Raw genomic sequence first — 20,113 nt, forward strand, 5'->3', positions numbered from 1 at the left:
CCGGCGCTGCGGCACCGGCAGACTGTAGCGGTGCCCGAGCAGCCGGAACTGACGATCCAGGGCTGGGGCCCGCGCCCCGCCTCCGCGGGGGACGAAGGGCTCGACGGCGCCCTGCCCAAGGCCGCGCGCCGGTACCTCGGCCGGGAGCTGGGCTGGGAACCCCGGGCCACGCCGCCCGCGCCGGTGGACGCGATCCGGCTGGCGCCCTGCCGGCTGCCCGAGGCGGACCGCACGGCGCTGGCCGACCTGCTCGGCGAGGACAACGTGCGCACCGACCGCGAGTCGCGGCTGCGGCACGCGGGCGGCAAGAGCTACCTGGACCTGCTCCGCCGGCGGGAGGGCGACGCCTCCGACGCCCCCGACGCGGTGGTGCTGCCCGGCACGACCGAGGAGACCGCCGCGCTGCTCGCGCTGTGCGGTCAGCGCGGGGTCGTCGTCGTGCCCTTCGGCGGTGGGACGAGCGTCGTCGGCGGGCTGGCCGGGGTGGACCCCGACGACCGGCCGACCATCGCGGTCGACCTGGCCCGCATGTCCTCGGTGCAGTCCCTCGACGTGCCGTCGTCGCTGGTCACCGTCGGGCCGGGCATGCGCGGCCCGGCGCTCGAGCAGGCGCTCGACCGGGAGGGCCTGACCTTCGGCCACCTGCCGCAGAGCTGGGAGTTCGCCACTCTCGGCGGCTACGCGGCCACCCGCTCGGCCGGCCAGTCCTCCACCGGGGTCGGCCGGTTCGACGACCTGGTCGCCGGCCTCACCCTCGCCACGCCGGCGGGGGTGCTCGACCTCGGCTCCCCGCCCGCCTCGGCCGCCGGCCCCGACCTGCTCGGCCTCGCGCTGGGCTCCGAGGGCACGCTCGGCGTGATCACCGAGCTGACGTTGCGCGTCCGGCCGAAGCCGCCGGCCAGCTCCTACGAGGGGTGGTCCTTCCGCACCTGGCCGGCGGGGCTGGCCGCGCTCCAGGCGCTCGCCCGGCACGACCTGCTGCCCGACGTCGTCCGGCTCTCCGACGCCGACGAGACCCGCGCCAACCTCCTCATGGCCTCCGGGGCCGGGGCGAAGGCGCTGCGCGGGAAGCTCCGCGCCCGCAGGCACGGCGACGGCTGCATGCTCGTGGTCGGCTGGGAGGGCGTCCCCGACCTGGTGCGTGCCCGGATGCGGGCGGCAGCCTCGCTCCTGCGCGACGGCGGCGCCGTGCGGCTCGGCCGCCGGGTGGGCGACTCCTGGCGCAGGCACCGCTTCGAGGCGCCGTACCTGCGCGACCGGCTCCTGGACCGCGGCCTGCTGGTGGAGACGCTCGAGACCGCGGCCACCTGGACCGCGCTGCCCACCGTCTACGACGCGACCCGCCGGGCACTGCGCGAAGCGCTCACCCGTGGCGGTCACCGGCCGCTGGTGCTCAGCCACCTGTCGCACGGCTACCCGACCGGCGCCTCGCTGTACCTGACGGTGATCGCCGACCGCGACGACGCGCTGCCCATCCAGCAGTGGCTCTCCGCCAAGCGGGCGGCGACCGACGCGCTGCTGGCGGCCGGGGGCACGCTCACCCACCACCACGCCGTCGGCGCCGACCACCGCCCCTGGCTGGAGCGCGAGATCGGTCCGCTCGGCGTCGAGGTGCTGCGCGCGGTCAAGCAGAGGCTGGACCCGCAGGGCATCTGCAACCCCGGCGTCCTGCTGCCCGACTGACCCGCGCACGCCCTCGTGTTGCTCGGGTGACCCGGCTCAGGGGGCGGTTGCAGCCTCCTGGGCCCGGGGGTCGGCGTGGTGGTGACGCGGGCGCTCAGATGGCGTACCCGAAGGAGAAGACGCCGGCCGGATCCACGGTGCGCTTGACCTCCCGCAGCCGCTCCAGCGCCGCCGGCGGGTAGGCCGCGGCGACCTCCTCGGGGCCCGACACGTCACCCAGGAAGTTGATCATCGTCTCGGGAGACCGCCACGGCTCGAGCGCGGCGAGCACCCCCCGCACCACCGTCGGGACGACCTGGGCGAGCTCCGGGACGCCCGGGCCGATCAGGTAGACCGCGTAGGCGCCGCTGCGGCCGGGAACGGCGTTGGGCACCGCCGCAGGTCGGCCCAGCGCCCCGCCCATGAGCCGGACCTCCGCCATGACCAGCGGGACGTCGACCTGCGGGCCGGCCGTGGCCAGGAGCGCGTCGACGGCCTCCTCGGTCAGGTCGGCGAGCAGCATGCCCTTCTCCCAGGACGGCACGGGATCGACCGGGTCCATGTGGATGGCGTCCGTCTCGTCGATCCGCATCGGGCCGACGAAGCCCAGCAGGATCGCCCCGGCCGCCTTCATCGGCTCGATCAGGCGCTCGGCCTCGACGAAGTCCTCACCCGAGTAGGCCAACCGCAGGTGGACGACGGTCTGCCCGCGCAGCGGCGGGGGCATCTCCTCGATCGGCGGTACGCGCAGGATCGCGACCGAGGTGCTCACCTCCTCGGGCATGGTGGGAGCCCACTGGCGGAACCGGTGGAGCACCGCCGGCGCGTCCGCACCGGAGAAGAAGATGCCGCCGGCGTACAACGCCGCCACCGGGACCAGCTCGATCTCCAGCGCTGTGACGATCCCGAGGTTGCCCTTCCCGCCCCGCACGGCCCAGAACAGCTCCGGCTCGGTGTCGGCGCTCAGCCGCCGCACCCGCCCGTCGGCGGTGACGATCTCGACGGCGCGGACGTGGTCGGCGGCGAACCCGTGCTTGCGGCCGAGGGATCCCATGCCGCCACCGAGGGTGTAGCCCACCACCCCCACGTCGGACGACGATCCGCACAGCCCGGCCAGGCCGTGGTCGGCGGCGGCCTCCATCACGCGCATCCACTTGACGCCGGCCTCGACCCGCGCGATCCGGCGCTCGGCATCGATGCTCAGGCCCTGCATCCGGCGGGTGGTGATCATCAGGCTGCCCGCCGCGTTGCGCAGCGGACCGTGGCCGGTGGCCTGCACGGCGACACCGAAGCCGTGCGCGACGGCCCAGGAGACGGCCGCGGCGACGTCGGCCGCGCAGGTGGCGCCGACCGCGACGGCGGGGGTGTGCTGGATCGCCAGGTTCCAGGCGGCGACCTCGGTGGCCAGGCCGTCGTCGCCCGCGGCGTAGACGGGGCCGTGCACCTGACTGCGCAGCTCGTCGAGGGCACCTTCCGGGAAGGACGGCGCGAGGGTGTCGAGAACCGCGCTCCCGAGGACGGCGGCGGGCAGCGCGGGCTTCTCGGTGAGACTCATGAACGGTCTTCCTCCTGGCGGCCGCGGCAGATGGCCGCGGATGGGATGGCTCGCGGTGCGACCGGCGAGCTGGTTCGGACGCCGACGACGGTCGCGCGAGGCCCTTGCCGCGCACTTGCGGCGCACTGGTGAACCGACTGGGAACCAGCCGCGCCCGAAGGGCTGCCCTCCGCGCGCCCCGCCTGGAAACATCCCGCTCCGTGCGATTCCGAGTCCTCGGTCCACTGGAGGTCACGGGTCCCGACGGCCACCCGGTCGACGTCGGCGGGGCCAAGCCTCGGGCGCTGCTGACCCTCCTGCTCGCCGAGCCCGGTCGGGTGGTCGGCATCGACCGCATCGTGGCCGCCCTGTGGGGCGACGCACCGCCACCCACGGTGACCGGAACCCTGCAGGCCTACGTCTCGCACCTGCGCCGCGTGCTCGAACCCGGGCGCGGTCCCCGCGAGGCCCCGACCGTGCTCCTCACCCGCCCCCCCGGCTATCTGCTGCGGGCCGACGCGATCGACCTGGACATCCTGCGGTTCGCGGAGCTGGTCGAGTCGGGAGACGACGCCGTGGGCGGCGGCCATCCGGCCCGTGGCATCGAGCTGCTCGACGAGGCGCTGGCGCTCTGGCGGGGGGAGCCGTTCGCCGAGCTCGGTGACCTGCCGACGGCCACGACGGACCGGTTGGGCCTGACCGAACTGCACATCCGGGCCCGCGAGCGGCGCTGCGACGCCCTCCTGGCGGTGGGGCGCGCGGAGGCCGCCGTCACCGACCTGCACCGGCTGGTCACCGAGCACCCCTTGCGGGAGCGGCTCTGGGCCCGGCTGGTCACCGCCCTGTACGCCGCCGACCGGCAGGCCGAGGCGCTGGACGCCCTCCGCAGGTGCGCCCGGCTGCTGCGAGACGAACTGGGCATCGATCCCGGTCCGGAACTACGGGATCTGGAGGCTGCGGTCCTCCGGCACGACCCCCGGCTGCTGGAACGCCTCCCGCGTCCGGTCCTGCCCACGGTGCAGGCGGGTTCCGCCACGCCGGCGCTCACCCCGGGCACCGAGCTGCTGGTCGGGCGGCGGGCCGAGCTGGCGCGGCTGCAGGAGGTCGCCGAGCAGGTCACCGCCGGCCGCCCGGCGGTCGTCGTCCTCGACGGCGAGGCGGGCATCGGCAAGACCCGGCTGGCCGAGGCGACGGCGGACGGCGCGCGCCGGTCCGGCTGGTCGGTGGCCTGGAGCCGCTGCGCCGACGACGTCGGCGCGCCGCCGCTGTGGCCCTGGACCCAGGTCCTCGAGCAGCTCGGGCAGGACGACCTGGCACCCGGGTCCGGCGCGGCGGGCGAGGACGCCGACGCCGACGCCGACGCCGCACGGTTCCGCCTGTTCCAGGAGCTCCGTGGCCGGCTGGCGGCGGCAGCGGCCGCCCGCCCGGTCCTGGTCGTCCTCGACGACCTGCAGGGAGCCGACACCACGTCCGTGCAGCTGCTCGGCCTGCTCGCCCGCCACCTGCCACGTGTCCCGCTGCTGCTGGTGGTCACCGCCCGCACCGTGGGGGAGCAGCTGCCCCAGGCGGTCACCGACTGCCTCGCCCGGCTGGCCCGCGAGCCGTCGGCGACCTGTCTGCGCGTGGCCGGCCTGGACCTCGAGGACGTGGCCGCCCTCCTGACCGCCGAGCTGGGGTCCCCCGGCGACCGGGCGCTGGCCTCGGCCGTGCACGAACGCACCGGCGGCAACCCCTTCTTCGTCGTCGAGCTGTCGCGGTGGATGGTGGGCACGCACGACCTCCACCTGGACCACCTCCCGGTGCCGCCGTCGGTCGGTGAGGTGCTGCGCACCCGCCTGGAGCGGCTGCCGTCCGGGACCCGCGCGATCCTGGAACTGGCCGCCGTCGCCGGGCGCGAGGTGACCCTCGAACTGCTGGAGGCCGCCGGCACACCGGCCGAGGAGGCACTGACCGCGCTCGACTCGGCGGTGGCCGTCGGTCTGGTCGTCGAGGGCGTTCGGCCGTGGAGCTGGCGGTTCACGCACGCGCTGGTGCAGGAGGTGCTGGTGAGCGACCTCTCGGCGCTGCGCCGGGCCAGGCTGCACGCACGGTTGGGGACCGCCTTGGAGCAGTGGGCCGGTCCGGCCGGCCAGGATGCGGAGGTCGAGCGGCTGGCGCGGCACTTCGTGGAGGCGCTCCCGGTGACCGGCCCGGGTCCGGCCCGGAGGTACTCCGTCGAGGCCGCCCGCGCGGTCCGGGCCCGGCTGGCCCATGGCGAGGCCGCCGTCCACACCCGGCGGGCACTCACGCTGCTCGACCCCGGGGAACCCGACGCCGCCCGGACCCGCCACGACCTGCTGACCGCCCTGGGCAACGACCTGCTGCGCAGCGGGCAGCTGCTGGAGGCGCGCGAGGTGGTCGCGGAGGCGATCACCGTCGCCCGGCGCATCGGCGACCCCCGGTGCCTGGCCGAGACAGCGGCCGTGTGGGGCAGCGTCACGCTGTGGAACTGGCGCCCGCACGGCGTCGTCGACGACGACATGGTCCGGCTCCTGGAGGACCTGCTCACCGAGCGCCGGGACGACGACCTCCCGATGACCGCTCGGCTGCTCGGGACGCTCGGCGTCGAGCTCGCCTTCGGGCCCGACGACCGCGGGGTGCAGGCGGCCCGACAGGCGACCGAGATCGCCCGGTGCATCGGTGACCCGGAGCTGCTCGGCCGGACGCTGAACAACCTGAGCATCGCCGTGTGGGGCCGACCGGGCGCCGCCGAGCTGCGGCTGGCTGCGGCCGACGAGGCGCTCGGGCTGGCCGGACGCGGGCTGCCGAGACGGACCGAGTTCATCGCACGGGTGCACCGGGCGGCGATCCGCCTGCACCTGTCCGACCTCGCCGGCTTCGAGGCGGACCACGCCGAGGCCCGCCGGCTCTCGGCCTCCCTCAGCGGCCCGGAGGTGCGCCCCCACGTGCTCTGGCAGGCCGCCGGGCTGGCCTGGCTCCGAGGCCACGCGGGCCGCGCCGAGGAGCTGACCAGCGAGGCCTACGAACTGTTCCGGCGGGTCACCCCGCACGCCCGGCACGCCTACGCGGCTCACCAGTTCACCCTGCGCCGGGCCGACGGGCGGCAGGCCGAGGTCATCGACCTGCTCGTCGAGACCGGTGACGAAGGGCATCCGCTGCTCCAGGAGATGGCGGTCCTCGCGGCAGCGGAGTCCGGTGACGTGGACGAGGCCCGCCGGCTGCGGGCCCGGTGGGGCCGCACCCTCGTCCGGGACTGGGCCAGCGACGTCGCGCTGTACCTGCAGGCGGAGTCGGCGCTGTGGCTGGGCGACGAGCCGGACTGGGCCGCAGCCGTGGAGTCGCTCCTCCCCTACCAGGGCCGGCAGGCGGTGCTCGGAACGCCGTCGCTCACCCTCGGCGCCTATGACGAGCTGCTCGGCCGGCTGGCCGAGCGGCTCGGCGACCTCGACAGCGCCCGCCGCTGGTGGGCGGCCGCCCAGGACCAGGGTCGCCGGGTGGGCTCCCCACACCAGGTGCGGCTGGCGGAGTGGCACTGCGCCCGGGTGAGCTCACCGTCCACCGGCTCGAGTTCTCCCGTCTGGGGATCGGCGGGCCGCACGTGGTCGTGGCTCACGGTCGACGGCGCGGCGCGGCCGGGGCCGTCCGACGCGGCCGGGTCCCCGGCCGCGCCGGACGTTCAGGCGGTGGTGGCGATCCCGCCGTCGACGGGGATGACCGCGCCGGTGACGTAGGCGCCGGCCCGCGAGGACAGGTAGACGACGACGCCGGCCATGTCGTCGGGGCGGCCGATCCGACCCAGCGGCGCCTTCGCGGCGATCTCGGCTCCGAAGGCGTCGAGCGTCGCGGCCATCATCTTCGACTCGAACGGCCCCGGGGCGACGGCGTTCACGGTGATCCCCTTGGGCCCGAGCTCCTTGGCGAGCACCCGGGTGAGGTGGTGCAGCCCCGCCTTGCTCGCGGCGTAGGAGTAGGTCGGCATCGGGTTGACGTGCAGCCCGTCGATGCTCCCGACGTTCACGATGCGGGCCGGGTCGCCGCCGGCCGCGGCGGCCTCCAGCTTCGGCAGGAAGGCGCGGGTGAGGAAGAACGGCGATTTCAGGTTCAGGTCGAGCAGCTTGTCCCAGGCCGACTCGGGGAAGGTCTCCAGCGGCTCGCCCCAGGTGGCGCCGGCGTTGTTGACCAGGATGTGCACCCGCTCCTCCGAGCGGCCCACCTCCGCGGCGAGCCGGATGCACTCGGCCTCGGTGGAGAGGTCGGCCGGGATCGAGACGGCGGTGCCGAACTCGGCGAGCTCCGCGACGGCGGCGTCCCCGGCCTCGGCCTTGCGGGAGCTGAGGTAGACCTTCGCCCCCGCCTGCAGCAGCCCCCGGGCCATCATCAGGCCGATGCCCCGGGTGCCACCGGTGACCACAGCCACCTTGCCGGTCAGGTCGAACAGGTCCACAGGTACCTCCGGTTCGGCGTCGCGGAGCCGTCGTCGGCACCGCCCCCGGCACCCTAACGAGGGTCACGACGGGCGACGCCGGAGCCGGCTGTGCCAGCCTGGCGACCGTGACCGGGTCCGCCGCGCCGTCGGGTGCGACCAGCGAGGTCGGTCCGCTGCGCACCGTGCTGCTGCACCGCCCGGGCCCGGAGCTGCGCCGGCTGACCCCGCGCAACAACGACCAGCTCCTCTTCGACGGCGTCCCGTGGGTGGCCCGCGCGCAGGAGGAGCACGACGCGTTCGCGCAGGCGCTCACCGGCCGCGGCGTCGAGGTGCTGCACCTGGCCACCCTGCTCGCCGACGTCCTCGCCCTCCCGGCCGCACGGGCGGAGCTGATCGGCGCCGCCGTCGACGACCCGCGCCTGGGCGCGACCCTGCAGCGCGACACCACCCGGCACCTGGCCCGGCTGTCGCCGGAGGACCTCGCCGCGGCGCTGATCGCCGGCGTCGCCCACGACGAGCTGCGCGGGCACGGGCTGGCCTACGAGCTCATGGACCGCTCCGACTTCGTCGTCCCACCGCTGCCCAACCTGCTCTTCACCCGCGACTCGTCGGTGTGGATCGGCGACGAGGTGGCGGTGACGTCGCTGGCGATGCCCGCCCGGCACCGGGAGAGCACCATCACCGCCGCCGTCTACACCCACCACCCCCGCTTCGCCGGTACCGAGCAGCTGTACGCCTCGAACCTGGAGCACCTGGAGGGCGGCGACGTCCTGCTGCTCGCGGAAGGCGTGGTGGCGGTCGGTGTCGGCGAGCGGACGACGCCCGGCGGGGCCGAGCGGCTGGCCCGCCGGCTGTTCGCGCGCGGGCTGGCGCGCACCGTGCTCGTGGTCCCGATCGCCCAGGAGCGGGCGACGATGCACCTGGACACCATCGCCACCATGGTCGACGTCGACGCGATGGTCATGTACCCCGCGGTGGCCGACTCGCTCGTCGCCTGGACCGTCCGGGCGGCCGGTGGCTTCCCCGCCGCCGACGACGACACTCCCGACCTCGCCGTCACCGGGCCGCAGCCGTTCGTGGTCGCGGCCGCGGCCGCCATGGGGATCGACGAGCTGCGCGTCATCGACACCGGCCTGGACCCGGTCACCGCCGAGCGCGAGCAGTGGGACGACGGCAACAACACCCTGGCGCTGGCGCCCCGGCTGGCAGTGGCCTACGAGCGCAACACCGTCACCAACGCCGCGCTCGAGGCGGCCGGCATCGAGGTCGTCCGGATCGCCGGCTCCGAGCTGGGCAGCGGCCGCGGCGGCCCGCGGTGCATGTCCTGCCCCATCTCCCGCGCCCCGCACTGAGGGCAGCCCGGCGAGCCGCCGCGTGACGACCGGGGGACATCTCGCACCGGCGGGCGGCCGAGGCGACCGGGGCCATTACGCTCCCAACTTCCCGCGCCGGGCCCGGCGCCGGCGAAGGGACGATGCGGTGGCACGCACGGAGGCGGCACGGCGGACCGGGCGGATCGCGGGGATCGGCGGCGGGCTCGTCGGCTACCTGGTCTTCGTCGAGTTCACCAGCGGCGTCCTGCAGGGCTACTACGTCCCGCTGCTCACCGACATCGCCCGCTACCTCGGGGTCAACGACGCCGACGTCAACTGGCTCGAGGCAGCGCAGCTCATGCTCTCGGCCATCGCGGTGCCGGTGCTCGCGAAGCTCGGCGACCTGCACGGCCACCGCCGGGTGCTGCTCTGGTCCGCCGCTGTCGTGGCGCTGTCCACGGTGGTGCTGGCCTTCGCCCAGAGCTTCCCGCTGTTCCTGGTCGCCTGGGCGCTGCAGGGGATGTACGTGGTCTGGCTGCCGCTGCAGGTGGCCCTGATCTGGGACCGGTCGCGCCGCACCCCGGGCGCCGCGGGCCAGACCCGGCGCGCGACCGGGCTGATCGTCGCCGCGCTGCAGGCCGGTGCCATCGTCGGGGCGCTGGCCGGCGGGCAGATCGGGCAGAGCCTCGCCGACTCGTTCTGGCTCGTCCTGATCGCGCCGCTGGTCCTGGTCGTCGGCGTCTGCGCCGTCGTCGCCCTCCGCGTGCCGGAGAGCGTGGACCGCACCGGCGGCAGCATCGACGCCACCGGCGCCGCCCTGCTCAGCCTGGTGCTGCTGGTGATCACCGGCGGGTTGAGCTTCGTCCGCCTCAACGAGGACGCGGTGTGGCCGTGGGCGGTCACCGCGCTGGGGCTGCTGCTGCTGGTCCCGTTCGTGCGGTACGAGTTGCGCCGCGACGACCCGCTGGTCGACTTCCGGGTGCTGCGCAGCTCGTCGATGTGGCCGGTGCAGCTGACCGCCGGCCTGTTCGGCATCAGCGTGCTCGGCGCCCAGGGCCCGCTGTCGACCTTCGCGCGCACCGATCCGGAGGTCTACGGCTACGGGCTGGGGCTGTCCACCAGCGAGGTGTCCGTCGTCATCGGCGTGTACGTGATCTCCATGCTGGTCGGCGCCGGCCAGTTCTCCCGGGTGAGTCGGCTGACCACGCCCCGGCGCACGCTGATCGGCGCCGCGACGCTCACCGGCATCGGCTACCTGCTGCTCGTCCCCTTCCACGACACGCTCGCCCAGATGCTGGCCTGCATCGCGGTCGCCGGGCTCGGCTCCGGCGCGCTGGTCGCCGCACTCCCCGCGGCTGCGGCCGCGGCGGCCCCGGTCGGCCGCACCGCGGTGGCCACCGGGCTGACCAACACCACGAAGGTGCTCGGCGGCTCGTTCGCCTCCGCCGCCTTCGCCATCGCGCTGGCCTCCGACGTCCCCCTGCTGCCCGACGGGTCGGCCGGCACCGCGGGGTCGCTGTCGGGCTACATCACGGTCTGGGTGGTCTGCGGCACGGCCGCGCTGCTCGCGGCGCTGGCGCTGCTCGTCGTCCCCAAGCTCGCCTTCTCCGACCCGCCGGCCGCCGCACCCGCTGAGGAGCTCCGGGCATGAAGCGAACCCTCGCGGCCGTCGCCGCCGCGGCGACCGCGACCACGACGGCCCGGCGGGTGGCCCGCTTCCGACCCGAGGACCGCGACGTCGTCCCGGTGGACCTCGCCGGCCTGGACGCCGACGCCGCGGCCGGGCGCCTCGCGGAGCTGATCCGCATCCCGACGGTCTCCTCGCGGAACCCCGCCGAGGTGGACCAGGAGGCCTTCGCGGCCTACCGCGCCCGGCTCGCCGAGCTGTACCCGCGCACGCACGAGGCGCTGGAGCGGGAGCAGTTGGGCGATGGTGCCCTGCTCTACCGCTGGCGCGGCGCCACCGACGAGCCGCCGCTGGTGCTGATGGCGCACTACGACGTCGTCCCCGTGGACGGGCAGCAGTGGAGCCGCGACCCGTTCTGCGGCTCGATCGAGGAGGGCTACGTGCACGGCCGCGGCGCCGTCGACGACAAGGGCTCGATGGTCGCGATCCTGGAGGCGGTCGAGGCGCTGGCCGCCGACGGGTTCACCCCGCGGCGCGACGTCTACCTCTCGTTCGGCAACGACGAGGAGGTGGCCGGCGTCGGGGCGCGGCTGGCGGTCGAGGCGTTCACCTCCCGCGGCATCCGGCCCTGGGCGGTCGTCGACGAGGGTGGCGCCGTGGTGAGCGGGATGTTCCCCGGCGTCCCCGGCCAGGTCGCCGTCGTCGGGCTGGCCGAGAAGGGACTGCTCGACGTCGAGCTGGTCACCACCGACGCCGGCGGGCACGCCTCCTCACCGGTCCGCGGTGGTGCGCCGGCGCGGCTGGCGAAGGCGATCCTGGCGCTCGAGGAGGACCCGTTCCCCGCCCGGCTGCACGACGTCGTGCTCGGCATGGTCGACGCCGTCGGCCGGCGGGCCCCACTCGGCTACCGCGCCCTCTTCGCGCACGCCGCCCAGCTCCGGCCGGTGCTGGCGCAGGTGCTGGCGCGCGCCGGCCGGGAGGCCGGCGCCATGGTGCGTACGACGGTCGCCGTCACCCGCCTGGAGGGCAGCCGCGCCGCCAACGTGCTGGCCACCCGGGCGCTGGCGCACCTGAACATCCGGATCGCGCTGGGCGAGACGGTGCAGTCGACCGTGGCTCGGCTGCGCCGCGTGATCGACGACCCGTCGGTGGAGCTGCGCGTGGTCTCGGGCAACGACCCCTCGCCGGTGTCGCGGACCGACAACGAGGCGTACGCGCTGATCTCCGCGGCCGCCCGGGCGACGTACCCGGGGGCCGTCGTCGCCCCGTACGTGATGGTGCAGGCCAGCGACGCCCGGCACTTCAGCCAGATCAGCGACAGCGTCTACCGGTTCATGCCCTTCGACCTGAGCCGGGAGGAGCTGTCCGCGCTGCACGCCGCCGACGAGCGGATCTCCGTGGCCGCCCTGCACCGCGGCGCGGGCTTCTTCCGCCACCTGATCCGCAGCAGCTGAGGCACCTGTCCGCCGCGACGGTCAGCGGGCGTCGCGCCGCCCGCGCCGGAGGTTCACCACCAGGACGGCGGCGGCGAGCGCGGCGGCCGCCAGCAGGAGCACCCGGTAGCTCGCCGGCAGCTCCGTGAAGAACGAGAGCACCCCGGTGACGCCGCAGACGAGCAGCACCGTGGCGGCGAGGAAGGTCAGCACGCTGCGGCCCCCGCCGGGCGGAGGCGCGAACGCGCCGGCCGCCGTGGCGTCGGCCGGGGGTCGCGCCTGCTCGTCCCGGGCGCGGTGTCGATCCGCCATGACCGGCCGGTCAGCGCAGGGTGATCTGGCGGGACAGCAGGCCGGCCCGCGCGCGGCGCTCCTCGCTGGTCAGCGGCGCGGTCTCGGCGAGCGCCTTCTCCAGCCGGGCCTGGAACTCCGTCGCCGGGGTGATCCACTCCTCGGCGGGGATGTCGGCGGGCAGGTCCCACACGGGGACGACGAGCCCGTGCGCGCGGAACGCACCGGCGTACCGCGTGCCCTCCCCGAGCAGGATCTGCTCGGCCGCGGAGAGGCGGGCCAGCGCGTCGAGCAGCTGCTCCTCCTTCTCCGGCCGCACCCAGCGCAGGTGCGCGCGCTCGCTGCCGGGGCGCACCCAGTAGGCCGCCTCCAGCCCCTCGAGCCGGACGGTCGGCAGGATCGCCTCGTTGGCCTGCTGCAGCCCCGCACGGGCCGCGGCACCGGGCTCGGTCCCCTCCAGCCAGAAGCCGAAGTCGTCGTGGACGATCACCTCCAGCGGCGCGGTAAGGTCCAGGACCTCCTGCAGCCGGGGCCCGGCCGAGCCGGCGCCGCCGATGGGGCCCGGGTCCACGGGAGCGCCGGCCGGGGCCTCCAGGGCGGCCGCGACGGCGGTGCCGAGGTCCCGGCTGACGTCGTCCGACGACGTCTGCAGCTGGGCGCCGACGAGGATCTCGCCGTTCGCGCGCACCAGTGCGGGCGCGCCGCCGGGCAGCACGCTGGCCAGGGTGAGCTCGCGGCCGTCGGCCGCCTTGAGCTTCGCCGTCGCCGCCGGGACCAGCTCGCGCAGCGCCACCCAGTCGGCCTCGCCGGGCAGGCCCTCGAACGGGCGGATGACGGCGGGCGCGTACCCGGAGCCGTGGCAGTGCTTGTAGCGGCGGCCGGATCCGCAGGGGCACGGGGCCTTCGGGTTGACGCCGTCCTCGGCGACGGCGGCGGCGGCGGAGGAGCGCTTGCGGGAAGCCATGCGGAAAGCGTATGCGGCGGCTCCCAGCGGCCGCCGCGAGCCTGCGAGCGGGTGGGGGGCGGGGGTCGTCTTACTAGGCTCGGCGCGTGACCCTGGCCGTCGAGCCCCTCGACCTCACCGCCCCGTCCTTCGTCGCCGACCCGTACCCGGCCTTCGCGCGGGCCCGGACGCAGGCGCCGGTGCAGTGGCACGAGAACCTGGGGCTGTGGCTGGCGTTCACCCACGCCGAGGCCAACGCGGTGCTGCGCGACCGCCGGCTGGGGCGCATCTGGGCCGACAAGGAGCCCGGTGACCGGTTCGAGAGCTTCAACCTGATCCACCGCAACGCCATCCTGGAGATGGAGCCGCCGAACCACACCCGGCTGCGGAGGCTGATCACCAGCGCCTTCGCCCGCGGGCACGTGGAGCGCCTGCGGCCCTGGGTCGAGGAGCTGGCCGGCCGGCTGGCCGGCGAGCTGGTCGAGCGGTCGGGCGGCTCCGAGCCGGTCGACCTGCTCACCGGCATGGCCGAGGAGCTTCCCGTCGCCGTCATCGCGGAGCTGCTGGGCGTGCCGGAGGCCGACCGCCCGCTGCTGCGGCCGTGGTCGAACGCGATCGTGAAGATGTACGAGTACGACCGCACCCGGCAGCGGGAGGACGACGCCGAGCGCGCCGCGGACGAGTTCGTCGCCTACCTGCGCGAGCTGGCCGCCGACCGCCGGCGGCACCCCGGCGAGGACCTGGTCAGCCACCTGGTGAGCGTCCGCGACGCCGACGGCGACAAGCTCACCGAGGACGAGCTGGTCACCACCTGCATCCTGCTGCTCAACGCCGGCCACGAGGCGACGGTCAACGTGACCGGCAACGGCATGCTGGCGCTGCTGCGCCATCCCGACCAGCTGGCCCGGCTGCGCGCCGACCGCTCCCTCCTGCCCGCAGCCCTCGAGGAGCTCATGCGCTTCGATCCGCCGCTGCAGCTGTTCGAGCGCACCGCGACCGCCGACGTCGAGATCGGGGGCGTCACCGTCGCCGAGGGCCAGAAGATCGCTGCGCTGCTGGGCGCGGCCAACCACGACCCGGCCGTCTTCGCCGAGCCGGAGATCCTCGACGTCACGCGCACCGACAACCCGCACATCGCCTTCGGTGCGGGCATCCACTTCTGCATCGGCGCCCCGCTGGCCCGGGTCGAGCTCCAGGCGACGTTCGGCGCGCTGCTGGACCGCACGTCGGCGCTGGAGCTGGGCGGGGAGCCGGTGCGCCGCCCCGAGTTCGTCATCCGCGGCCTGGAGACCCTGCCCGTCGTCCTCACCCCCTGACCTGACCGTCGCGCCCCTACCGCTGGAAGGTGAGCGGGGTCACTGGCAGGATCCGGTCATGCGCGGCCTCATGCAGGACAGCCCACTGACCGTCGACGCGATCTTCCGGCACGTCGAGCAGCACTACGGCGACGGGACGATCGTCACCAACAACCCCGGCGGCGTCACCCGCGCGACCTACGCTGAGTGGGCGCAGCGCACCCGCAAGCTCGGCGGGGTCCTCGACACCCTGGGCATCAGCGCCGACGGCCGGGTGGGCACGTTCGGCTGGAACAGCCAGCGGCACCTCGAGCTCTACTTCGCCGCCCCGTGCACCGGTCGGGTGCTGCACACGCTCAACGTGCGCCTCTTCCCCGAGCAGCTCACCTACATCGCCAACCACGCCGAGGACGAGGTCATCTTCGTCGACCGCACCGTGCTGCCCCTGCTCTGGCCGCTGATCGACACGATGAAGACGGTCAAGCAGGTCGTGGTCATGGACGACGGCGGCGACAACGAGATTCCCGACGACGCCCGGATCCTCGACTACGAGACCCTGCTGGCCGACGCCCGACCGGTCGAGTTCGCCGTCACGGACGAGTGGCGGGCCGCCTCCATGTGCTACACGAGCGGGACCACGGGAAACCCGAAGGGCGTCGTCTACTCGCACCGCTCGACGTGGCTGCACACCATGGGCGTGATGGCGCCCAACGCCTTCGGCCTCGGCATCCGGGACGTCGCGATGCCGGTGGTGCCGATGTTCCACGCCAACGCCTGGGGCATCGCCCAGGCCGCACCGGCCGCGGGCGCCTCCCTGGTCATGCCGGGCGCGATGATGCAGCCGGAGGCGCTGGCCAAGCTGATCGTCGACGAGGGCGTCACGTTCACCGCCGGCGTCCCCACCATCTGGCAGGGCGTGCTCCCCCACCTGGCCGGCCAGCCGCACAAGCTGCGCGACATCGGCTGCGGCGGCTCCGCCGTCCCCAAGGCGCTGAGCGAGGCGTACCGCGAGCAGGTCGGCATCCCGATCCTGCAGGCATGGGGCATGACCGAGACCCACCCGGTGGCCTCCTCCGGCGTGCTGCCCAGGCGCTACGAGGACGCCGACGACGAGACCAAGGCCGCCCAGCGCGCCCGCGCCGGCATCCCGTTCCTCGGCGTGGAGGCCCGCATCGTCGACTCCGACACCCTCGAGCCGCAGCCGTGGGACGACAAGGCCACCGGCGAGCTGCAGGTGCGCGGCCCGTGGTGCGCGCAGGACTACTACAACCCCGATGCCGGCGTGGAGCTGACCACGCCCGATGGCTGGATGAAGACCGGCGACGTCGCCGCCATGGACGAGTACGGCTCCATCCGGATCGCCGACCGCACCAAGGACCTCATCAAGTCCGGCGGCGAGTGGATCAGCTCGGTCGACCTGGAGAACGCGATCATGAGCCACCCGGCGGTCAAGGAGGCCGCCGTCATCGGCATCCCGCACCCCAAGTGGGACGAGCGCCCGCTGGCCTGCGTCGTCCTCAGGGAGGGCGCGAGCGCCACCGAGCAGGACATCCTGGACCACCTCAACCCGCTGGTGGCCAAGTGGTGGATGCCCGAGGCCGTGGAGTTCATCGACGAGGTGCCCAAGACCAGCGTCGGCAAGTTCTCGAAGAAGGACCTGCGCAGCCGGTTCGCCGAGTACCAGCTCGAGTCGTAGCTCCCCGGCGCCGATCGCGCGGGGAGGAGGCCTCCGGGGATCGGACCAGGGGCCTTCTCCCCCGCACGAGAGGAAGCGGACCGCGTGTGAGCGCGGCGGAACCGCTCCCCCGCCCCGACCCGTCATCCTGCGCAGAGGGCGATCCGGCGGAGGGCGAGTGGAGCGGGACGAGGCGTTCACGCGGTACGTGGACGAGCGCTGGCCGGTGCTCGTCCGCTCCGCGGTGCTGCTCGGCTGCACCCGCGCCGAGGCCGAGGACCTGGTGCAGACAACGCTGGTGCGCTGCTACGTGGCCTGGGAGAAGGTCAGCAGCGCGAGCAACCGGGACGCCTACGTGTACCGCGTGCTGGTCAACTGCCACCACGACTCCCACCGCCGGCGGTGGTGGCGGGAGCGGCCGACCGACGAGGTGCCCGACGCGATCACCGAGGACCGCACCGGCCAGGTCGACGACGCCGACGCCGTCCAGCGCGCGCTGCGCCGGCTGAGCGCGCCGCACCGCCAGGTCGTCGTGCTGCGGTACTACGCCCACCTGGGCGAACAGCAGATCGCCGAGGCGCTGAGGATCGCGCCGGGAACGGTGAAGAGCCGGCTCTCCCGCGCGCTCGCCCAGCTCTCGACCGACCTCGACGTCACCGCGCTGCGCGGCGGGAGGGCATCGTGACCGATCGGGAGACCAGCGCGCTGCTCGACGAGCTCGCCGGGCGGGTGGCCGTGGGCCCGCCGCCGACGGCGCGGCTGCTGCGCGCCGGCCGCCGGGCACGGAGGCGTCGCACCGCCGGGGCCGCGCTCGCGGTGGCGGCCGGGGTCGCGGTGGTCACCGGTGGGGTGTTCGCCGTCGTCGACCTCGACCCGGGCGACGGCGCCACGCCGGCGCCGATGGTGGTCGCGGAGGAGCCGCTGCCCGGCGGGAGCGGCCAGGGGGACGAGCCGGCCGGGGCCGCGATGGCCCCGCTGCCCGACGACCCGACCGCCGGCCGCACGGGCCCGCTCGCCGACGGCGCGGCTGCGTCGTGCGCGGTCGCGTACAGCCCCGACGCCGTGCGGGAACGCGACTTCTCCTTCGACGGCGTGGTGACCGGCATCGGCCCCAGCGTGACGGACTGGTCCGGTTCGACCGGTCCGGAGCTGGTCGGGGTCACCTTCGCCGTGAACGAGTGGTTTTCCGGCGGCTCGGGCGCGACGGTGACCGTGGACCTCCCCGTGCCGGCGTCGCCCGGCGCCGCCACCACCAGCGAGGGCGGTCCGGTCTACGGCGTCGGATCGCGGCTGCTGGTGAGCGGCGCCGATCGGTGGGACGGGGAGCCGCTGGAGCCGATCGGCTGGACCTGCGGCTTCACCCGCTACTTCGACGAGGAGACCGCGGCGTCCTGGCGCTGAGGAAGGATTTGGTCCCGTCACGCCCCACGGGCGCGAGATGCGCCTCAGCGGACGAAGGGCTCCTCGCCGGTCTCGCTCACCATCGGCTTGCCCGCGGCCTGCCACTCACCCATGCCGCCGCCGACGTTCACCGCGTCGAACCCGTTCTGGTTCAGCCACGCGGCCACCCGCGCCGAGCGACCACCGCCGCGGCAGGTGACGTAGAGCGGGTCGCCCTCGGGCAGCTCGTCGAGCCGGGCCGGGACGTCGCCCATCGGGATGTGGGTCGCGCCCTCGATGTGGCCGTGCACCCACTCGTCGTCCTCCCGGACGTCGAGGACCACGGCGTCCTCGGGAAGCTCGGAGGCGGGCACGGTCGGAACCTGCTGCGGCATCACGCGCCCCATCGTGCCAGTGCACGCCGCGCGGTGGCCGGGCGACGGCTCCGGATGCCGCTCCCCGGGCGGGGGCGCCTGCGAGGATGGGGGCGATGTCCCCGAGCCACCGGACCGCGCCGCGGACCGCATTCCCGTCGCCCGTGCGCGAGCCCGCCTGGGAGCTCCCGCGGTCGGCGATCGGGCTCTGGGTGACCGAGAGCGTGTTCAGCACGATTCTCGTGTGGCTGGCCGTCGGCGCCTTCCTGCTGTTCGTGCCCGACGACGGGGGGCCGCTGCCGCTGCTGCACCGGCTGCTGCCCGTCGCCGCCGGGCTCCACGCGGTCGTCGCGGTGGGCATCCGCCCGTGGTTCAAGCACCGGGTGTACCGCTGGGAGATCACCGCCGAGGCCGCCTACACGCGCACCGGCTGGCTCACCCAGACCTGGACGCTCGTGCCGATCTCGCGCATCCAGACCGTCGACGTCACCCGCGGCGTCCTCCAGCAGATGTTCGGCCTGGCCACCGTCGCGGTGCTCACCGCCTCCAGCCAGGGGACCGTGCGGATCTGGCACCTCGAGCACGACGTCGCCCAGCGCGTCGCCGACGACCTCGCCCACCGCGCGGAACTGGTCCGCGACCAGGCCACGTGACCGCTCCCCCACCCGCCCGGCGCACCTCCCCCCGGATCGTGCTCGTGCACACGATCACCTTCCGGCAGGCCCGCCAGTTCGTGCCCGTGCTCATCCCGGTCGGCGCCGCCACCGGGTTCGGCGGCGGCACGGGCACGATCGCCGCCCTGGTCCTGGGCGTCACTCTCTTCTCGCTCGCCGCCGCCGCCGTGGCCTGGTGGCGGTTCGGCTACGCCGACGGCCCGACGGCGGTCGTCGTCACCCGCGGGCTGCTCTCCCGTTCGGTGCGCACGGTGCCCAACGACCGCATCCGCGGCGTCGAGGTGGAGGCGCCCGCGCTGCACCGCCTGTTCGGGTTGGTCCGGGTGCGCATCGACGCCGCCGCCGGCACCGCCGGGCAGGACGAGGAGCTGCTCGTCGACGGCGTGCCGCGCGCCGAGGGGGACCGGCTGCGGGTCGCGGTCCTGACCCACCGCTCCACATCGGCGGAGGCACCTGGGGGCGGCGCCGCGGCACCGCCGGAGGAGGAGCTCTCCCGCTGGGACAACCGGTGGCTGTGCTACGCACCCCTGGTCGGCAGCTACCTGGCGCTGCCGCTGGCCGGGATCGGCGCGCTGTTCCGCCTGGGCGAGGAACTGCCCGACGACCTGCTCGGCGACGTGCTCGACGTCGATGTCCCGTCCGGGGCGGTGATCGGCGCGGTCGTCGTGGGGATGCTGCTGCTGGTCCTCGCCGGCTCGATCATCGGCGCCGCGATCGTCAACTGGGGCTTCCGGCTGGTGCGGCGCGGACGCACGCTGGTCGCGGTGCGCGGCCTGCTCACCCGGCGGCACACCGAGCTGGAGCTCGACCGCATCCGCGGCGTCGCGGTCTCCGAGGGTCTGGGCATGCGGCTGGTGGGAGCCGCCCGGGCGGGTGCGCTGGTCACCGGGCTGGCCGACGCCGAGCGGCGCGGGCAGCTGCTGCCGCTCGGCCCCCGCGACGAGGCGTGGGCGCTGACCCACCGGCTGGTCGACGACCCGGGGCCGCTGACCGCCCATCCCCCGGCCGCGTTGCGCCGGCGGATCGTGCGGGCGGTCACCGTGGGGCTGTCGGTCACCGCGGGCGGCGGGGTGCTGCTCGCCGTCACCGGCCGCTGGGACGTGCTGGCGGCGGGCATCGCGCTGACCGCCCTGGGTGTCCCGCTCGCGTACGGCCTCTACGGGGCGCTCGGGCACGCGGCGGGCCCGCGCTCGTTCAGCCTGCGGCGCGGCTGGCTGGTACGCGAGCAGGTCGTCCTCGAGCGCCGCGCGGTCGTGGCCTGGGAGATCCGGCAGTCGGTGTTCCAGCGGCGCGCCGGGCTCGCGACGGTCACCGCCTGCGTGGGCGCCGGCAGCGGGGGCTACCCGGCCGTGGACATGGCCGCCGGTGACGTCGCCGCCTTCGCCCTCGCCGCGTCCGAGTCGTGGGCCGGCGCGCTGGAGCGGCCACGGCGGTGAGGCGATCGGGTGGCGGGAAGGAAAACCTTTCCTGGCCCGCGCTTGACGAT

At 75.1% G+C, this 20,113-nt stretch carries 16 protein-coding genes; 11 read left to right on the forward strand and 5 right to left on the reverse strand.

Annotated elements, in window-relative coordinates; translation table 11 throughout:
- Positions 1 to 30: 30 nt before the first annotated feature.
- A complete protein-coding gene (locus ACI791_RS06505) occupies positions 31 to 1,683 on the forward strand; it encodes an FAD-binding oxidoreductase (RefSeq protein WP_456585292.1) in 1,653 nt (550 codons plus the stop codon).
- A gap of 94 nt (positions 1,684 to 1,777) precedes the next feature.
- Here ACI791_RS06505 and ACI791_RS06510 read toward each other — a convergent pair whose 3' ends face one another.
- Entirely contained in the window at positions 1,778 to 3,217 is a 1,440-nt protein-coding gene (locus tag ACI791_RS06510; RefSeq protein WP_456585293.1) for an FAD-binding oxidoreductase, read from the reverse strand.
- Between the two features lie 200 nt (positions 3,218 to 3,417).
- On the opposite strand from ACI791_RS06510, the gene ACI791_RS06515 reads away from it, so the two are divergent.
- Positions 3,418 to 6,927 carry a BTAD domain-containing putative transcriptional regulator gene (locus ACI791_RS06515; protein WP_456585294.1) on the forward strand — a complete coding sequence of 1,170 codons (3,510 nt, stop codon included), beginning with the start codon at positions 3,418 to 3,420 and terminating at the stop codon, positions 6,925 to 6,927.
- On the opposite strand, the gene ACI791_RS06520 is transcribed toward ACI791_RS06515, so the two are convergent.
- Complete coding sequence (locus ACI791_RS06520) at positions 6,873 to 7,640, reverse strand: SDR family oxidoreductase (protein ID WP_456585295.1); 768 nt, start codon at positions 7,638 to 7,640, stop codon at positions 6,873 to 6,875. The two genes, ACI791_RS06515 and ACI791_RS06520, sit on opposite strands and share 55 nt — an antisense overlap.
- A 107-nt stretch (positions 7,641 to 7,747) precedes the next feature.
- Between ACI791_RS06520 and ACI791_RS06525 the strand changes: the two genes are divergently transcribed.
- The 3 genes from ACI791_RS06525 (at position 7,748) to ACI791_RS06535 (ending at position 12,016) form a co-directional block, all read left to right on the forward strand.
- Positions 7,748 to 8,974, forward strand: coding sequence for an arginine deiminase (locus ACI791_RS06525; RefSeq protein WP_456585296.1), 1,227 nt, complete (start codon positions 7,748 to 7,750; stop codon positions 8,972 to 8,974).
- 127 nt (positions 8,975 to 9,101) lie between these two features.
- Positions 9,102 to 10,586, forward strand: coding sequence for an MFS transporter (locus tag ACI791_RS06530; protein WP_456585297.1), 1,485 nt, complete (start codon positions 9,102 to 9,104; stop codon positions 10,584 to 10,586).
- Positions 10,583 to 12,016 carry a M20/M25/M40 family metallo-hydrolase gene (locus ACI791_RS06535; RefSeq protein WP_456585298.1) on the forward strand — a complete coding sequence of 478 codons (1,434 nt, stop codon included), beginning with the start codon at positions 10,583 to 10,585 and terminating at the stop codon, positions 12,014 to 12,016. The genes ACI791_RS06530 and ACI791_RS06535 overlap by 4 nt, the downstream gene beginning before the upstream one ends.
- 21 nt (positions 12,017 to 12,037) lie before the next feature.
- Here ACI791_RS06535 and ACI791_RS06540 read toward each other — a convergent pair whose 3' ends face one another.
- Both ACI791_RS06540 and ACI791_RS06545 read right to left on the reverse strand, forming a co-directional pair.
- Positions 12,038 to 12,307: a hypothetical protein gene (locus ACI791_RS06540; RefSeq protein WP_456585299.1), complete on the reverse strand. Its 270-nt coding sequence runs from the start codon at positions 12,305 to 12,307 to the stop codon at positions 12,038 to 12,040.
- 10 nt (positions 12,308 to 12,317) lie between these two features.
- The gene (locus ACI791_RS06545) at positions 12,318 to 13,250 is read right to left on the reverse strand and encodes a DUF5926 family protein (RefSeq protein ID WP_456585300.1); all 933 of its coding nucleotides are present in this window, start codon (positions 13,248 to 13,250) and stop codon (positions 12,318 to 12,320) included.
- Between the two features lie 86 nt (positions 13,251 to 13,336).
- Between ACI791_RS06545 and ACI791_RS06550 the strand changes: the two genes are divergently transcribed.
- From ACI791_RS06550 to ACI791_RS06565, 4 genes are all read left to right on the forward strand, one after another.
- Positions 13,337 to 14,545 (forward strand): cytochrome P450, encoded by a 1,209-nt coding sequence (locus ACI791_RS06550; RefSeq protein WP_456585301.1) that lies wholly within the window; start codon positions 13,337 to 13,339, stop codon positions 14,543 to 14,545.
- Positions 14,546 to 14,603: 58 nt separating this feature from the next.
- A complete protein-coding gene (locus tag ACI791_RS06555; protein ID WP_456585302.1) occupies positions 14,604 to 16,220 on the forward strand; it encodes a long-chain fatty acid--CoA ligase in 1,617 nt (538 codons plus the stop codon).
- 157 nt (positions 16,221 to 16,377) lie between these two features.
- Positions 16,378 to 16,884, forward strand: coding sequence for a SigE family RNA polymerase sigma factor (locus tag ACI791_RS06560; RefSeq protein WP_456585303.1), 507 nt, complete (start codon positions 16,378 to 16,380; stop codon positions 16,882 to 16,884).
- A complete protein-coding gene (locus tag ACI791_RS06565) occupies positions 16,881 to 17,600 on the forward strand; it encodes a hypothetical protein (RefSeq protein WP_456585304.1) in 720 nt (239 codons plus the stop codon). The genes ACI791_RS06560 and ACI791_RS06565 overlap by 4 nt, the downstream gene beginning before the upstream one ends.
- A gap of 44 nt (positions 17,601 to 17,644) precedes the next feature.
- Here ACI791_RS06565 and ACI791_RS06570 read toward each other — a convergent pair whose 3' ends face one another.
- Positions 17,645 to 17,953 carry a rhodanese-like domain-containing protein gene (locus ACI791_RS06570; RefSeq protein ID WP_456585305.1) on the reverse strand — a complete coding sequence of 103 codons (309 nt, stop codon included), beginning with the start codon at positions 17,951 to 17,953 and terminating at the stop codon, positions 17,645 to 17,647.
- Between the two features lie 164 nt (positions 17,954 to 18,117).
- On the opposite strand from ACI791_RS06570, the gene ACI791_RS06575 reads away from it, so the two are divergent.
- Positions 18,118 to 18,606 (forward strand): PH domain-containing protein, encoded by a 489-nt coding sequence (locus ACI791_RS06575; protein WP_456585306.1) that lies wholly within the window; start codon positions 18,118 to 18,120, stop codon positions 18,604 to 18,606.
- Positions 18,603 to 20,063: a PH domain-containing protein gene (locus ACI791_RS06580; RefSeq protein ID WP_456585307.1), complete on the forward strand. Its 1,461-nt coding sequence runs from the start codon at positions 18,603 to 18,605 to the stop codon at positions 20,061 to 20,063. The genes ACI791_RS06575 and ACI791_RS06580 overlap by 4 nt, the downstream gene beginning before the upstream one ends.
- The last annotated feature ends 50 nt before the right edge of the window (positions 20,064 to 20,113 follow it).

The organism is Blastococcus sp. SYSU DS0973, assembly GCF_054051055.1.

Excerpts from the sequence above, each read along its gene's own strand:
- ACI791_RS06510 (WP_456585293.1), bottom strand. The coding sequence starts at position 3,217 with ATGAGTCTCACCGAGAAGCCCGCGCTGCCCGCCGCCGTCCTCGGGAGC.
- ACI791_RS06535 (WP_456585298.1), top strand. The coding sequence starts at position 10,583 with ATGAAGCGAACCCTCGCGGCCGTCGCCGCCGCGGCGACCGCGACCACG.
- ACI791_RS06540 (WP_456585299.1), bottom strand. The coding sequence starts at position 12,307 with ATGGCGGATCGACACCGCGCCCGGGACGAGCAGGCGCGACCCCCGGCC.
- ACI791_RS06545 (WP_456585300.1), bottom strand. The coding sequence starts at position 13,250 with ATGGCTTCCCGCAAGCGCTCCTCCGCCGCCGCCGCCGTCGCCGAGGAC.
- ACI791_RS06555 (WP_456585302.1), top strand. The coding sequence starts at position 14,604 with ATGCGCGGCCTCATGCAGGACAGCCCACTGACCGTCGACGCGATCTTC.